This is a genomic window from Tranquillimonas alkanivorans, from assembly GCF_900115595.1.
In the GTDB taxonomy this organism is placed as follows: Bacteria; Pseudomonadota; Alphaproteobacteria; order Rhodobacterales; family Rhodobacteraceae; genus Tranquillimonas; species Tranquillimonas alkanivorans.
Window position 1 is genome coordinate 193,377 of sequence record NZ_FOXA01000004.1, and the last position, 14,738, is coordinate 208,114.

Sequence of the window (14,738 nt, forward strand, 5' to 3'; positions counted from 1 at the left end):
TGTTCTAAGTGTGTTCCCGCTTCGTGTCAAGCTTGCAGCGGAACGTACTCGACCCACGCACCTTTCTCCTGCGCCGGGTTGTCCGGCGGGCGGACGACCAGCGCATCCGCATCCGCCAGCACCGACAGGAGCGAGCTGTCTTGCCGGTCGAAGACCTCGAGCCCGTCCGGTGTCAGGCGCGCACGCATGTAGTGCTCCCGCGCGCCATTCGCGCCGACCGGGGCGGCAAGTTGCGCCCGCCGACGTGGTGCCCGCTGCGCGGGGAGCCCCAACATCCGGCGCAGGGCGGGAAGGATGAAGACGTGGCCGCAAACCATTGCAGATACAGGATTTCCCGGAAGTCCGATCATCGGAGTTCCGTCGATGCGACCGGCCATCAGCGGCTTGCCCGGCCGCATCGCCACTTTGTAAAATGCACGCTCCAATCCACGCTCGGCAGCGACCTCCGCCACCAGGTCGTGGTCACCGACCGACGCGCCGCCCACAGTCACGACCATGTCCGCTCCAGCCGAAAGGTCGAAGATCGCCTTCAAAGAGGAGACGGTGTCGCGCGCGATGGGCATAAGCCGCGCCCGGCCGCCCGCGCGCTCGATCAGCGCTTTAAGGCCGAACGTGTTGGACGCGATGATCTGGTCGGCCCCCGGCGCCTCGCCCGGCATCACCAGCTCGTCGCCGGTCGCGACCAGGGCGATCTCGGGCTTTCGCGTGACCGGGACGTCCGGAAGGTTCATCGACGCGAGAAGCGCGACGTCCGACGGTGTCAGCGGTCGCGCGGGAGCGAAGGTGGCGCCGGCACGAAAATCCGTTCCAGCAGGTCGGACATACGGGCCGGCGTCGATGTTCTGGTTGAGCGTGATGATCTCGCCCATACGCGTGACGTCCTCCTGGATCACCACGCGGTCGGCGCCCTGGGGGACCGGAGCGCCGGTGAAGGTGCGGACGGCGTCTCCCGGGCCGATAGAGCCGCGGAAACCGTGACCGGCGGCGGACTGCCCGATCACACGAAGCCGTTGGCCCGGAGCAACGTCAGCGCTGCGGACGGCGTAGCCGTCCATCGCCGAGGCCGGAAAGGGCGGCTGGTCGCGCCCGGCCGCGACGGGCGAGGCGAGCACACGGCCAGCGGCCTCTGTCAGTGTCACGCTTTCGGATTCGAGCGGCGTGACGAGGTCGAGGACGTGACCGAGTGCTTCTTCGACCGAAATCATCTCTTCGCCTCGTAACGGCCTGATTTACCGCCGTCTTTTAGCTTCAGGCGAACGGCGCCGATCTCCATCGACTTCTCGGCGGCCTTGACCATGTCGTAAAGCGTCAGGCAGGCCGTCGTCACGGCCGTCAGCGCCTCCATCTCCACGCCAGTCTGACCGGTGGTTTTGACCGTCGCCTCGACGCGGATGCCCGGCAGGTCCGGATCCGGCGTGAGGTCCACCGAAACCTTTGTGACGGGAAGGGGATGGCATAGCGGGATCAGATCGGCGGTTCGCTTCGCGCCCATGATGCCGGCCAGCCGCGCCACGCCCAGAACATCACCCTTCTTGGCGCGGCCTTCGGTAATCATCTCAAGCGTTTCGCGCTGCATCTTCACGTGGCCTTCGGCCACGGCAATACGGGGCGTCGTCTCCTTCTCGGAAACGTCGACCATGTGAGCGTGGCCCTCGGCGTCGAAATGGGTGAATTCGGGCATCAGGCAGGCACCGGGTCGTTCAGGATGGCACGCGTGGCCTCGGTCACGTTGTCCTGCCGCATCAGACTTTCGCCGATCAGGAAGCAGCGCGCGCCGTGGGTGGCGAGTTCGGCGAGGTCGGCAGGGGTCGAAAGCCCGGACTCCGCGACGATCGTGCGGCCGGCGGGGATGCGGGCGGCCAGGCGGCGGGTTGTGTTGAGGTTGGTCTCGAAAGTGTGCAGATCGCGATTGTTGATTCCGATCAGCGGCGACTGCAGCTCGAGCGCACGGTCGAGTTCAGCCTCGTCGTGAACTTCGATGAGGACGTCCATCCCCCAGTGGCGAGCGGCATCCTCGAGGTCTTTGGCCTGCGCATCATCGACGCTGGCCATGATGATCAGGATGCAATCCGCGTGCAGCGCGCGGGCCTCGGCCACCTGGTAGGTGTCGTAGAGGAAATCTTTACGAAGCGCGGGCAGGGTGGTGGCCGAGCGTGCCTGCGTCAGAAAGGCGTCGGCACCCTGGAACGAAGGCGTGTCGGTGAGGACCGAGAGGCAGGTGGCGCCGCCGGCCTCGTAGGCTTTCGCCAGCGTGGGCGGATCGAAATCCGCGCGGATCAGGCCCTTCGAGGGGCTCGCCTTCTTGACCTCGGCGATGAGGCCATAGCCGGTGCGGGCGGCCTCGGCGAGGTTCTTCGCGAAGGGGCGCGGGGCCGGCGCGGCCTTGGCCGCGGCCTCCACATCCCGAAGCGGGTGCTCGGCCTTCCGGGCGGCGACCTCCTCGAGCTTATAGGCCTTGATGCGGTCGAGAACGGTGGTCATGGGCGGCTCCGAAGAGTGGATGTGCGAAAGGCGGCGGGGCGCGCCAGGGTCGGAGTGAAGGTGCCTTGGAGTTTGGCGTCAGGCAAGGTGGCGGTGAACCAGGATGTCGAACGCCGAAGAAAACAGGCAGCTACTGTGCAAGCGAACGCCAATCTCGGCCTGTCGTAACTGCGAAAGGAGAACCCGGTGGCGGTGGCAAGTAGAGGGTTCCGAAGAGAGGCGCGGGCCAGCGTACATGGCAGCGCGCGACCGTCATCCCAGCGAGCGCATGAGCGCCGGTTATGCGCGGCCGTGGTCCATCTGCTGACGGACCGCATCAGGCATCGGGGCCGGAGCCCGACGCCGCGGCGCATGCACGACGGCCCGCGGCGGTCGGTCAGCCTGACCGACCGCCCCGCATCCGCCATGCACCTGCCGCTCATCCTGCCAGCGTCACTAGCGCGTGGCGCTTCTTGCCTGCGCTCAGCTTCACGGGGTTGGCGAGCGCTGCGGCGTCCAGCATCAAGCCGGCGTCGCTCAGCGGCGCATCGTCCAACCGCGCGCCCTGATCCGCGATCAGACGCTTCGCTTCTTTACCCGACTTCGCGAGGCCCGAGCGCACGATGAGTTGCACGATCGAGATCCCTTCGCCGACCTCGTCCGCCGTAAGCGCCAGGGTCGGCAGGTCGCCACCCGCGCCGCCCTTCTCGAAAACCTCGCGCGCTGTTGCCTCGGCGGTGGCGGCAGCGTCGTCGCCGTGGCACAGGCGCGTGACCTCGTTGGCCAGGACCACCTTGGCTTCATTAATTTCTGAGCCCGACAGCGCGCCCAGACGCTCGCACTCCTCGACCGGAAGCTCGGTGTAGAGCTTGAGGAACCGGCCGGTGTCGGCGTCGGTCGTATTGCGCCAGAACTGCCAGAATTCGTACGGGCTCAGCATGTCGGCGTTCAGCCAGATCGCGCCGCCCGCGCTCTTGCCCATCTTGCGCCCGTCCGAGGTGGTCAGAAGCGGCGACGTCAGACCATAGATCTCGTGGTCCAGCACCCGGCGCGTCAGGTCGATGCCGTTGACGATGTTGCCCCACTGGTCAGAACCGCCCATCTGCAGCAGGCAGCCATAACGGCGGTTGAGCTCGAGGAAGTCATAGGCCTGCAGGATCATGTAATTGAACTCGAGGAACGACAGCGACTGCTCGCGGTCGAGCCGGGACTTCACGCTTTCGAACGACAGCATCCGGTTGACCGAGAAGTGCCGCCCGATATCCCGCAGGAACGCGAGGTAGTTCAGGTCGTCCAGCCACTCGGCATTATCGAGCATCAGGGCCTCGGTCGCCCCCTCGCCATATGTCAGGTACTTGGCAAAGACACCCTTCATCCCGGCGATGTTGTCGGCGATGGCGTCGGGGGTGAGCAGCGGGCGCTCGTCCGAGCGGAACGAGGGGTCGCCCACCTTCGTCGTGCCGCCGCCCATCAGCGTGATCGGCTTGTGGCCCGTCTTCTGCAGCCAGCGCAGCATCATGATGTTGAGAAGATGCCCGACATGCAACGACTTGGCCGTCGCGTCGTAGCCGATATAGGCCGGGACTACCCCCGCGATCAGCGCCTCGTCGAGCCCCTGATAATCGGTGCAATCGGCCAGGAAGCCGCGCTCGATCATCACGCGCATGAAGTCGGATTTCGGGTGGTAGGTCATGGGGTTTCGGTCCATCTTCGGCGTCGCGCCCCTTCTATACGTGGGGTGGTCAGGAAGGGAAAGCATCTGATGGCAGGCGCTTTGAAGGCCGCGGTTGAGGCGGGGCCGGTCTGGAGCCTGGGGGCGATGTCGGGCACCTCGCTCGACGGCGTGGACGCGGCGATGCTGCTGACCGACGGCGCCCGGATCGTCGACTTCGGCGCAAGCGACTACCGGCCCTATTCCGACGACGAACGGGCCGTCCTGCGCGCGGCGCTCGGGCGCTGGCCGGGGGCCGGGGTCGAGGCGGCGGCCGAGGTGGTCGAGACGGCGCATGCCGAGCTTCTGGCCGGCTTTTCCGGTGCGGCGGTGGTGGGGTTTCACGGCCAGACGCTGGCGCACGACCCACGCGGGCGCGGCACGCACCAGGCGGGCGACGGGCGAGTGCTGGCGGGTGCGCTCGGCGTGCCGGTGGTTTGGGATTTTCGATCGACCGACGTGCGGATGGGGGGCGAGGGCGCACCGCTCGCCCCGTTCTTCCACTTCGCCTGCGCCAAGTGGACGGGCGCGAGAGAGCCGGTGGTCTTCCTCAACCTCGGCGGCGTCGGGAACCTGACATGGGTGGACCCGGCACTTTCTGCGCCCGACGCGGCAGGCGCGTGTCTGGCCTTCGATACCGGTCCCGCGAACGCGCCGCTCAACGACCTGATGCAGGCGCGGCGCGGCGTGGCTTTCGATGAAGGCGGCGCGCTTGCGGCCGAGGGCGAGGTGGACGAGGAGGTACTCCGCCGCCTGCTCGCGGCGCCGTATTTCACCCGCATGCCGCCCAAGTCGCTGGACCGGGACGATTTCGGCTGGCTGGCCGAGGCTGTCGCGGAACTCTCCGATGCCGACGCGGCCGCGACCCTCACCGCCTGCGGTGCGGCCGCGGTAGGCGAGGCGGTGGCGCATTGTCCCGCGCCGCCCGCACGTGTGCTGGTGACCGGCGGCGGACGGCGCAACCCGGTGATGATGGCGATGCTGGGCGGTACGCTCGACTGTCCGGTGGAGCCGGTCGAGGCCGTGGGGCTCGACGGCGACATGCTCGAGGCGCAGGCCTTCGCCTTCCTCGCCGTGCGGGTGGCGCGCGGCTGGGCGACCTCGGCCCCTGGAACGACGGGCGTGGCGGCGCCGGTGGGCGGCGGCATCGTCAGCGCGCCTGAGCAGGTCGCCTGACGCTCACGCGCCCATTCCGTGTTACGCTGGCGGCTGCCGGGAACCGCTGGCGCGGCCCGCGGTTTCGCCAAGGGACATACGGGACGGGGGCGCGGACATGACCGAAAAAGGAATCCTGCACTTCGAGCGGACCTGGGGCGCCGAACCGGCGGGCGAGGGCGCCTGGCGCTTTGCCCTGTGGGCCCCGCAGGCGCAGGAGGTGGCTGTCGAGGTCGAGGGCCGCCGTCACGGCATGACCCGCGACCATGACGGGTATCACCGCGCGACTGTACCGGCGGAAGCCGGCGAGACGTACATCTACCTGGTTGACGAGCAACGCTATCCCGACCCGGCCGCACGAGCGCAGGCGGGCGATGTACATGCGCCCTCGCGCCTCGTGGACCCGCGTGCGCATCGCTGGGTGCGGGACTGGTCCGGCCGGGCTTGGGAAGAAGCCGTGATCTACGAGATGCACGTCGGCACCTTCACGCCCGAGGGCACCTTCGCAGCAGCCGCCAAGCGGATGCATGAATTGGCCGACCTCGGTATCACCGCGATCGAACTGATGCCCGTTGCCCAGTTCTCCGGCGACCGGGGCTGGGGGTACGACGGCGTGCTGCCTTATGCGCCGCACCCGGCCTACGGCATGCCGGAAGAGATGAAGCAGCTTGTGGAGGCGGCGCAGAGTTGCGGGCTGATGGTGCTGCTCGACGTCGTCTACAACCACTTTGGACCCGATGGCGCCTACCTGCATGCCATCGCGCCGGACTTCTTCGACGAGGACCGGCACACCCCCTGGGGCGCGGGGATCGACTACATCCGGCCACAGGTCCGGCGATTCTTCATCGAAAACGCGCTCTACTGGCTGCACGAATACCGGCTGGACGGCCTCAGGCTCGACGCCGTGGACCAGATCCGCGACCCCTCCGACCCAGAACTCCTGGTCGAGATAGCGCAGGAGGTGCGCCGCTACGACTTCGACCGACCCATCCACCTGACGACCGAGGACAACCGCAACATCACCCGCCTGCATGATCCCGATGCGGACCTTTATACCGGCGAGTGGAACGACGACTACCACCACGCCGTCCACTGCCTTCTGACGGGTGAGAGCGAAAGTTACTACCAGAACTTCGCCGTCGACCCGATGGCGGATCTCTGCAAGACGCTGGCCGAGGGGTATGTCGAGCAGGGCCAGACGCGCGACCCGATGGTCAGCGCGCGGGGGGAGCCATCGGGCCACCTGCCGTGGACGGTCTTCGTCAACTGCAACCAGAACCACGACCAGGTCGGCAACCGGGCGCAGGGCGACCGGCTGATCATGCTTGCCAAAGAGCCGAAGGCGCTGCGGGTGACGCACGCGCTGCTGCTGACTTCGCCGTTCATCCCGATGCTTTTCATGGGGGAAGAGCGGGGCGCGACGAACCCGTTCCAGTTCTTCGTCGATTTTCACGGCGAGCTGGCCGAGGGGACGCGGAAAGGCCGCGAATCGGAATTCGCCGACTTCGCCGACTTCCAGGGCCGCGTGCCCGACCCGAACGATCCGGCCACCTTCGAACGCTCGCGGCCGAAGGACGGGCCCGAGGCGGGGGAGTGGCTGGCGATGACCAAGGGGCTGCTGGAGTTCCGGCAGGCCCGCATCGTGCCGCTCATGAAATCAGGCCGGGCCGGAGATGCGACGTGCGAACGAACCTCCGACCGCAGCCTCACGGCGCGTTGGCCGTTCGCTGACGGCACCCTGACCATACGCGCCAACTTCGGCACCCGGCCCGAGGGCGCGGCCGACGTGCCGCACGCCGACTACGCCTGGGGCAACGTCGCCCGTGACGACCATGCCATCGCGGTGAGCATCACATGAGACTTCCGACGACGACCTACCGCCTGCAACTGCGCGAGGGTGTGACCTTCGAGACGGTGGAGGGGCTGCTGCCGTACCTCGTGGACCTCGGAATCAGCGACCTCTACCTCTCGCCCATCTTCCGCGCCTCCACCGGCTCGACCCACGGCTATGACGTGATCGATCCGAACGAGATCGAGCCGTCGCTGGGCGGGCGCGCAGGCTTCGAGAGCCTGGCCAAGGCCGCGCAGGACCACGGGCTGGGTGTCATCCTCGACATCGTGCCGAACCACACCGCCTTTTCGCCCGAGAATCCGTGGCTGCGCGACGTGCTGCGTCATGGCCGCGACAGCCGCTACGCCGCGCATTTCGACATCGACTGGTCCGAGGGCCGCTTGCTCCTGCCCATGCTCCAGGCCCCGTTCGAGGCGCGGCTGGCCGAGGGCGCCTTCGAGATCCGCGAGGCCGAGGATGGCCCGGTGCTCTGCGACGGCCCGCTCGAGATCCCTTTGCGCCCGACCTCGGTCCCGAAGGAAACGCCGGACACGGACCGCCTGCGGCAATTGCACGAAGCGCAGGCGTGGAAGCTGTGCGACTGGCGACTCGAGCGCGACAGCGTCACCCATCGCCGGTTCTTCAACATCACCGGCCTGATCGGCATGCGGATCGAGGACGAGGGCGTGTTCGAGGACATGCACCGTACCATCTTCGAATTGGCCGATGCCGGCTTGATCCAAGGGCTGCGGCTTGACCACGTAGATGGCCTGGCGGATCCGGGCCGATATCTGCGCCGCCTGCGCGACCGGTTGGGCGACATGCCGATCTGGATCGAGAAAATCCTGACCGGCGATGAGGCGCTGCCGGATTGGCCGGTGCAGGGAACGACCGGATACGAGGCCGCGCGGTCAATCGCGCGGGTCCTGACCGACGAGGACGGGCTGGCGCGGCTCGACGCCGAGTGGCGCGAGGCGACGGGATCCCGCAGCGACTTCGCCCGCACGCTGGCGCAGTCGAAGGCCGAGGTGTTGCGCAACGAGCTGGCCGCCGAATTGCACCAGCTCATCCACCTCGCGCAAAAGGCGGCGAAGGCCGCGCGCGGGATCGAGGTCGGCCCTGAATTCCTGCGCGAGGCGATCGAGGCGCTTCTGATCGCGTTCCCGCGCTACCGAACCTACTTCGACAGCGGCGAGCCGCGCCCCGAGGACCTCGAACTTTGGGACGCGGTGGTGGCCGAGGCTGCGCGCCGCCCGCGCTCGGACGCCGCGATCACCTTCGTCGCGGGGCTGGTCCGAGAGCCCGACACCGAGGAGGCCGCGGCCTTCCGCACGCGGTTCCAGCAGGTCACCGGCGCGCTGATCGCCAAGGCGCACGAGGACACGGCGTCGTTCCGCTATACCCGGTTCCTCGCCGCCAACGAGGTCGGGGCCGAGCCGGATCATGCCACGCTAGACGTCGGCGGCTTCGCCTGGATACTGGAACGTCGGCAGAACATGCAGCCGCAGGGGCTGACGCTGACCTCAAGCCACGACACCAAGCGGTCCGAGGACGCGCGGATGCGGCTCGTCGCCATCAGCCACATGCCCGAGGCGTTCGAGAAGCTGTACCAGGACGCCTCGATTCGTGTGCCGGGCGCGGCGGATGTGGGTCCGAATTTCCGCTGGTACCTGTGCCAGTCGCTCCTGGCGATCTGGGACGACGCTGCGGACGACCTGGGCCAGCGGCTTGCCGACCACGCCGAGAAGGCAATGCGCGAGGCCAAGCGGATCACCTACTGGACCGATCCGGTGGAGGAGGTCGAGGCCCCCGCGCTCGATTGGGCGCAGTCGTTGGCCGCCGACTGGGGCCGCTACCTGCCGCGAGCGGCCGAGGAACTGATCGAGCGCGGGCGCGTGCTGTCCGAGGTTCAGGTCGCGCTGAAGTTCGTGATGCCCGGCATCCCGGACATCTATCAGGGGGCCGAGATCGGCCACCATTACCTGACCGATCCCGACAATCGCCGCCCGGTGGACTTCGCGCACCTGGCGCGCGTGGCCGGGGAGGACGGCTTCGACGGGCGCAAGGCCAGGCTGACACGGGCGCTCGCACGGCTGAGACGCGACGCCGGGGACTTCTTTACGCAAGCCGCGCCCGAATTCGACCGGATCGGAGAGGGGCGCTTTACCCTGCGGCGCGCGGCGGGCGGCAAAAGCCTGTGCCTGACCTTCGACACGACCGGCCCCCTTCAGGCGGGGAAGGCCGATATCTGGCCGTCGAAGCAGGATGCCGAGGTGTCGCCCGTTCGCCTTCACTGGGACTAGGAAAAACAAAAGGCTCCGGGCCATGCAGGCGCCGGAGCCTTTGTTCATCGGCCCGTCGTGCCGGGCCGCCGGACAGGAGCCGCGCTCAGCTGCCCCAGCTGCGCACGCGGCCGCAATCCATGTGCACGAAGTTCGACGAGGTATAGCGCCCCACGCCGCCCGCGTTGCAGGCCTGCGCCGCGCGCGCCATCTGCGCCACCGAGCGCGACTTCATCCGCAGGTCTGCCGCCTGGCCCTGAAGGTGCAGAGAATTCTTGGCAACACCGCTCGACCGGCGGCGCAGCATCGCGTTGGTTTCGGGCGAACGGTAGCCCGAAATCAGCATGTAGGGCTCGTTCACGTCCATCATGTTGTGCGCCGCGGACATGATGTCGACGGTTCGCGCGTCGATGGGCTTCACCTGATTGTTGCGCCAATCGCGCATGAAGTAAGTGATCTCGTCGAGAGCCTCTTTGATGTAATTGCCCTCGATCCAGTAGATCATGTTGATGCTCTCGCCCGTCCGGCCCGAGTACATCTTGATGCGCCGGACGTCACCTGCGCCACGCAGGAACCCGAATGCATGTGAGTAAGTTGGTGCTGCGGTCACTGCCGTTGCCGCGAACGCACCAAGGAGAGCACGGCGAGTCATGCCGTTCGCGCTGATCTTGGTCAAAGCTATTGCCCCGCTTTTTTCTTTACCTGTCCCGCCGCGTTATCGCGGCTTGTTCTGCCACCTCATCCCCAGGTGATGCTTCGTTCTATGGCACAGCGCAGCCAACGGACCAAGCGCCGGGGGCAGGGGTTGTGTCTGCAGTGCCTCATTTCGGCAAATATTCGCTTAATGACGGGAACCGTACTGCCGGAGCCGCGGGTTGCGGGGCAGAACCAATACGCGCCGGCGCTGTTGAATCCGTGAGTGGACGGAGACGTTTGTGGGCACAATGTCTGTGGCAATGGCGTTGCGTGCAGCAGGGCGCGAGGCAGAGAGGAAGAACATGATCCATCGTGCGGACACGGAAACGCGGCGCACCCGGCGGCGCGGGGCGGCCTTCGCCGCGGCACTGGCGACGGCCTTGGTCTGCGCGCCGGTCGCGCCGGCCAGTGCGCAGGTCACCGCGTTCAAGCAGGCGGTGGCCGAGACGGCGGCGCGGCAGGACGCCATCGCCGACCACTACCGCGAGAACGCCTATGCCCCGATCTGGACCGCCCCGGGCGAGGACGGCCGTGCGCGGCGCGAGGCGCTGCTCAACGCGTTTGCCACCGCCCCGGCGCACGGGCTTCCGGCGGCGCGCTACGACGTGCAGGACGTGCTGGCCAAGCTGCGCGCCGTGCAGTCCGAGCGGGACCGGGGGCGTGTGGAGGTGGAACTGTCGCGCCTCTTCGTCCGGTTCGCCCGCGACATCGGTAGCGGCGTGCTGACCCCGCGCGACGTCGACGCGGGACTCGTGCGTGACGTCGACCGCCGGAACCCGCGCGACCTGCTGCGCGAGGTGTCCGAGAGCGATCCGCGCCTGTTCCTGCGCGACCTGATGCCGACATCGCCGGAGTACCGGCGCCTTCTGAAAGAGAAGATGGCGCTCGAGCGCGTGGTCGAGCGCGGCGGCTATGGTGCGCCGGTGCCCGGCGGCCGATTGGAGCGCGGCGACAGCGGCGACAGGGTCGTGGCGCTGCGCAACCGGCTCATCGCGATGGGCTACCTGCGCCGCACCGCCACCGCGGGCTTCGACGTCGCCATGGAAGAGGCCGTGCGCACCTTTCAGCGCGACCACGGGCTGTCGGACGACGGTGTGGTAGGCGACTCGACACTGGCCGCGCTGAACCGCACGGCGGTCGACCGTCTGGGCAGCGTGCTCGTGGCGCTCGAACGCGAACGTTGGCTGCCGCGCGACCGGGGCAAGCGCCACGTCTGGGTGAACCTGACGGACTTCAAGGCGCGGCTCATCGACGAGGGCCAGATCACGTTCGAGACCCGGTCGGTCATCGGCAAGAACCAGAGCGACCGCCGCACGCCCGAGTTCTCGGACGTGATGGATCACATGGTCATCAACCCGTCCTGGTACGTCCCGCGCTCGATCGTGGTGAACGAGTATCTGCCGCAGTTGCAGCGCAACCCCTATGCGCTGAGCCACATGGAGATCACGGACCGTCGCGGCCGGGTGGTCAACCGGGCGCAGGGCTTCGCGCAGTACACCGCCTCGACCTTCCCGTTCTCGATGCGGCAGCCGCCGTCGAACGACAACGCGCTGGGGCTGGTGAAATTCATGTTCCCCAACCGCTACAACATCTACCTCCACGACACGCCCGCCAAGAGCCTGTTCAGCCGGCAGGAGCGCGACTTCAGCCACGGCTGCATCCGTCTCAACGACCCGTTCGAGTTCGCCTATGAACTGCTTTCCCGGCAGGAGGCCGATCCGCAAAGTTACTTCCACCGCATCCTCGATACCGGGCGCGAGACCCGAGTCGAGCTCGAGACGCCGGTGCCGGTGCACCTGGGCTACCGCACGGCGATCACGAAGCCGACCGGCGGGATGGAGTACCGCAACGACATCTACGGGCGCGACGCGAAAATTCTCGCCGCCCTGCGTGCCGCCGGGGTAGCCATGCCCGCCGGAGAAAGCTAAGCCCCCGACATGACCAAGGGCGCAGAACGATACCGACTGAGCGACATCGCAGAAGCGCTTCACGCGCGGCTTTACGGCGATGGCGACCTGATGATTTCGGGCGCGGCGGAACCCGCCATGGCGGGCCCCGAGGACCTGGCGCTGGCCATGGCGCCGAAATACGCCGAGGGGCTGCCCAAGGGCAGCGCCCGCGCGGCGATCCTGTGGGAGGGCGCGGACTGGCAGGCGCTGGGGCTCGACGCGGCGCTGTTCGTGCCGCGGCCGCGCTATGCGCTGGCGGGCCTGACCAAGCGGCTCGACCCCGGCCCCGCCATTGCCGACGGCATCCACCCGACGGCCGTTGTGGACCCGTCGGCCGTGATCGGCCCCGGTGCGGCCATCGCCCCCTTCGTCGTCATCGGCCCCGGCGTGACCATCGGACGCGGGGCGCGCATCGCCTCGCACGTCAGCGTCGGCGAAGGCGCGACGATCGGCGACGACGTGCTGCTGCACGCGGGCGTGCGCGTCGGACGCAACGTCAGGATCGGCGACCGTTTCATCGCGCAGCCCAACGCCTCGATCGGCGGCGACGGGCTGTCCTTCGTCACGCCCGAGAAGTCGGGCGTCGAGCGGGCGCGCGAGACGATGGGCGACCAGGGCGAGCTTCTGCGCCAGAGCTGGACGCGTATCCACTCTCTTGGCAGCGTCGTCATCGGCGACGACGTCGAGGTGGGGGCCAATGCCTGCATCGACGCGGGCACCATCCGGCCCACGCGCGTGGGCACCGGCACCAAGATCGACGACCTTTGCATGGTCGCCCACAACGTCGAGGTGGGCGAGCACTGCCTGATGGCCGGCCTGACGGGCATCGCCGGCTCCACCAAGGTCGGCGACCGCTGCGTCTTCGGCGGGCAGTCGGGCGTCGTGGACAACATCGAGGTGGGCGATGACGTCATCGTGACGGCCGCGACCAAGGTCCTCTCGAACGCGCCGGCGGGCCGCGTGCTGATGGGGTATCCGGCGGTGAAGCTCGAGACCCACGTCGACATGTACAAGGCGCTCCGCCGCCTGCCGCGCCTGCTTTCCGAGCTTCGGGGCGGGAAGAAAGCGGTTCCAAAGTCGGGCGAGAATGGATAAACGACCCGACGAACATTTGGGGTATCGGAACCGGGGTATGGCGGACAGCATCAAGGACAAGGTCATTCGCATCATCGCGGAACAGGCGGTGGTCGAACCGTCCGACGTGACCATGGACCAGACGCTGGAAGACCTGGGCATCGACAGCCTCGGGCTGGTCGAGTCCATCTTCGCCATCGAAGAGGAGTTCGACATCCAGGTGCCTTTCAACGCCAACGACCCCACCGACAGCGAGTTCGACATCTCGTCGGTCGCCGCCATCGTCCGCGCGGTCGAGGGGCTGGTCGCAGACCAGAAGGCATGAAGCGCGTCGTCATTACCGGCGCGGGCACGATCAACTCGCTCGGCCACTCGGTCACCGCGACGCTGGAGGCGATGCGCGAGGGGCGCTGTGGCATCGGCGAACTCGAGACGCGCGATGTCGAGCGTCTCCAGGTCCGCATCGGCGGGCAGGTGCGCGACTACGACGCCGAAACGCACTTTAACCGCCAGCAGATCGCGCTTTACGACCGGTTCACGCAGTTCACGCTGCTGTCGGCCCGGCAGGCGATCGAGCAGTCGGGCCTGTCCTTTGCGGGCGAGCTTGCGGCGAAGACGGGCGTGGTGCTGGGCACCGCCGGTGGCGGTGTGCAGACCTGGGACGAGAACTATCGCGCGGTCTATGAAGAGGGGAAGAACCGCGTTCATCCCTTCGTGGTCCCCAAGCTGATGAACAATGCCGCGGCCTCGCACGTGTCGATGGAGTACAACCTGAAGGGCCCGACCTACACGGTCGCGACCGCGTGCTCGTCGTCGAACCATGCGATGGGCCAGGCCTTCCACATGATCCGGTCGGGCATGAGCCCGGTGATGATCACCGGCGGGTCGGAATCCATGCTCTGCTTCGGCGGCGTGAAGGCGTGGGAGGGGCTGCGCGTCATGTCCAAGGACGCCTGCCGCCCGTTCAGCCTGGGCCGCAACGGCATGGTGCAGGGCGAGGGCGCGGGCGTCTTCGTGTTCGAGGAATACGAGCACGCCAAAAAGCGCGGCGCCGACATCCTGGCCGAAGTCGTGGGCTTCGCCATGACCTCGGACGCCGCCGACATCGTGATGCCGTCGAAGCAGGGCGCCGCGCGCACCATCGCCGCCGCGCTCGAAGATGCGCGCGTCTCGCCCGAGGCCGTCGGCTACATCAACGCCCACGGCACCGGCACTGCGGCCAATGACAAGACCGAGTGCGCCGCCGTCGCGGACGTGTTCGGCCACCACGCCGACAACCTGATGATCTCGTCCACCAAGTCGATGCACGGGCATGTCATCGGCGGCACCGGCGCCATCGAGCTTCTGGCCTGCGTGATGGCGGTGCGGGACGGCGTCATCGCGCCCACCATCGGCTACGAAGAGCCCGACCCGGAATGTGCGCTCGACGTGGTCCCGAACCAGGCGCGCGAGGCGAAGGTCGATGTGGTCGTCTCCAACGCCTTCGCCTTCGGCGGGCTGAACGCCGTCCTGGCGCTGCGCCGCGCCTCCTGATCCCCCATCAACGAAGAACGCCGCCCGAGGGGCGGCGTCAGGAAGCT

Annotated in this window: 12 protein-coding genes; 7 read left to right on the plus strand and 5 right to left on the minus strand. The window is 67.8% G+C overall.

The window, feature by feature from the left end:
* Positions 1 to 26: 26 nt before the first annotated feature.
* The 4 genes from BM162_RS07485 to tyrS form a co-directional block, all read right to left on the minus strand.
* Positions 27 to 1,205 (minus strand): molybdopterin molybdotransferase MoeA, encoded by a 1,179-nt coding sequence (locus BM162_RS07485; protein ID WP_093419906.1) that lies wholly within the window; start codon positions 1,203 to 1,205, stop codon positions 27 to 29.
* A complete protein-coding gene (moaC, locus tag BM162_RS07490) occupies positions 1,202 to 1,681 on the minus strand; it encodes a cyclic pyranopterin monophosphate synthase MoaC (RefSeq protein ID WP_093419909.1) in 480 nt (159 codons plus the stop codon). Before moaC ends, BM162_RS07485 begins: the two co-directional genes overlap by 4 nt.
* Complete coding sequence (gene trpC, locus BM162_RS07495; RefSeq protein WP_093419911.1) at positions 1,681 to 2,481, minus strand: indole-3-glycerol phosphate synthase TrpC; 801 nt, start codon at positions 2,479 to 2,481, stop codon at positions 1,681 to 1,683. The genes moaC and trpC overlap by 1 nt, the downstream gene beginning before the upstream one ends.
* 418 nt (positions 2,482 to 2,899) lie before the next feature.
* On the minus strand, positions 2,900 to 4,153 hold the full coding sequence (gene tyrS, locus BM162_RS07500) for a tyrosine--tRNA ligase (RefSeq protein WP_093419914.1): 1,254 nt from the start codon (positions 4,151 to 4,153) through the stop codon (positions 2,900 to 2,902).
* A 69-nt stretch (positions 4,154 to 4,222) separates the two neighbouring features.
* Here tyrS and BM162_RS07505 point away from each other — a divergent pair, with 69 nt between their 5' ends.
* From BM162_RS07505 to treY, 3 genes are all read left to right on the plus strand, one after another.
* Complete coding sequence (locus BM162_RS07505) at positions 4,223 to 5,347, plus strand: anhydro-N-acetylmuramic acid kinase (RefSeq protein ID WP_093419916.1); 1,125 nt, start codon at positions 4,223 to 4,225, stop codon at positions 5,345 to 5,347.
* Positions 5,348 to 5,444: 97 nt separating this feature from the next.
* The gene (gene treZ, locus BM162_RS07510) at positions 5,445 to 7,184 is read left to right on the plus strand and encodes a malto-oligosyltrehalose trehalohydrolase (protein WP_093419919.1); all 1,740 of its coding nucleotides are present in this window, start codon (positions 5,445 to 5,447) and stop codon (positions 7,182 to 7,184) included.
* Positions 7,181 to 9,460 carry a malto-oligosyltrehalose synthase gene (gene treY, locus BM162_RS07515; protein ID WP_093419921.1) on the plus strand — a complete coding sequence of 760 codons (2,280 nt, stop codon included), beginning with the start codon at positions 7,181 to 7,183 and terminating at the stop codon, positions 9,458 to 9,460. Before treZ ends, treY begins: the two co-directional genes overlap by 4 nt.
* A gap of 85 nt (positions 9,461 to 9,545) precedes the next feature.
* Here treY and mepK read toward each other — a convergent pair whose 3' ends face one another.
* Positions 9,546 to 10,091: a peptidoglycan L,D-endopeptidase MepK gene (gene mepK / locus BM162_RS07520; protein ID WP_093420060.1), complete on the minus strand. Its 546-nt coding sequence runs from the start codon at positions 10,089 to 10,091 to the stop codon at positions 9,546 to 9,548.
* Positions 10,092 to 10,437: 346 nt separating this feature from the next.
* Between mepK and BM162_RS07525 the strand changes: the two genes are divergently transcribed.
* Genes BM162_RS07525 through BM162_RS07540 form a run of 4 tightly spaced genes read left to right on the plus strand, consistent with a single transcriptional unit; the run spans position 10,438 to position 14,691 of the window.
* A complete protein-coding gene (locus BM162_RS07525; protein ID WP_093419924.1) occupies positions 10,438 to 12,063 on the plus strand; it encodes a L,D-transpeptidase family protein in 1,626 nt (541 codons plus the stop codon).
* Positions 12,064 to 12,072: 9 nt separating this feature from the next.
* Positions 12,073 to 13,179 (plus strand): UDP-3-O-(3-hydroxymyristoyl)glucosamine N-acyltransferase, encoded by a 1,107-nt coding sequence (gene lpxD / locus BM162_RS07530; protein ID WP_093419926.1) that lies wholly within the window; start codon positions 12,073 to 12,075, stop codon positions 13,177 to 13,179.
* 37 nt (positions 13,180 to 13,216) lie between these two features.
* Positions 13,217 to 13,483 carry an acyl carrier protein gene (locus tag BM162_RS07535; protein WP_093419929.1) on the plus strand — a complete coding sequence of 89 codons (267 nt, stop codon included), beginning with the start codon at positions 13,217 to 13,219 and terminating at the stop codon, positions 13,481 to 13,483.
* The gene (locus BM162_RS07540; RefSeq protein WP_093419931.1) at positions 13,480 to 14,691 is read left to right on the plus strand and encodes a beta-ketoacyl-[acyl-carrier-protein] synthase family protein; all 1,212 of its coding nucleotides are present in this window, start codon (positions 13,480 to 13,482) and stop codon (positions 14,689 to 14,691) included. The genes BM162_RS07535 and BM162_RS07540 overlap by 4 nt, the downstream gene beginning before the upstream one ends.
* The last annotated feature ends 47 nt before the right edge of the window (positions 14,692 to 14,738 follow it).

What these genes read in the sequence shown, in the direction of transcription:
- BM162_RS07505 (WP_093419916.1), top strand. Translation starts at nt 4,223, where the DNA reads ATGGCAGGCGCTTTGAAGGCCGCGGTTGAGGCGGGGCCGGTCTGGAGC.
- BM162_RS07485 (WP_093419906.1), bottom strand. Translation starts at nt 1,205, where the DNA reads ATGATTTCGGTCGAAGAAGCACTCGGTCACGTCCTCGACCTCGTCACG.
- trpC (WP_093419911.1), bottom strand. Translation starts at nt 2,481, where the DNA reads ATGACCACCGTTCTCGACCGCATCAAGGCCTATAAGCTCGAGGAGGTC.
- BM162_RS07540 (WP_093419931.1), top strand. Translation starts at nt 13,480, where the DNA reads ATGAAGCGCGTCGTCATTACCGGCGCGGGCACGATCAACTCGCTCGGC.
- tyrS (WP_093419914.1), bottom strand. Translation starts at nt 4,153, where the DNA reads ATGACCTACCACCCGAAATCCGACTTCATGCGCGTGATGATCGAGCGC.
- BM162_RS07525 (WP_093419924.1), top strand. Translation starts at nt 10,438, where the DNA reads ATGATCCATCGTGCGGACACGGAAACGCGGCGCACCCGGCGGCGCGGG.
- mepK (WP_093420060.1), bottom strand. Translation starts at nt 10,091, where the DNA reads ATGACTCGCCGTGCTCTCCTTGGTGCGTTCGCGGCAACGGCAGTGACC.
- moaC (WP_093419909.1), bottom strand. Translation starts at nt 1,681, where the DNA reads ATGCCCGAATTCACCCATTTCGACGCCGAGGGCCACGCTCACATGGTC.
- treY (WP_093419921.1), top strand. Translation starts at nt 7,181, where the DNA reads ATGAGACTTCCGACGACGACCTACCGCCTGCAACTGCGCGAGGGTGTG.
- treZ (WP_093419919.1), top strand. Translation starts at nt 5,445, where the DNA reads ATGACCGAAAAAGGAATCCTGCACTTCGAGCGGACCTGGGGCGCCGAA.
- lpxD (WP_093419926.1), top strand. Translation starts at nt 12,073, where the DNA reads ATGACCAAGGGCGCAGAACGATACCGACTGAGCGACATCGCAGAAGCG.
- BM162_RS07535 (WP_093419929.1), top strand. Translation starts at nt 13,217, where the DNA reads ATGGCGGACAGCATCAAGGACAAGGTCATTCGCATCATCGCGGAACAG.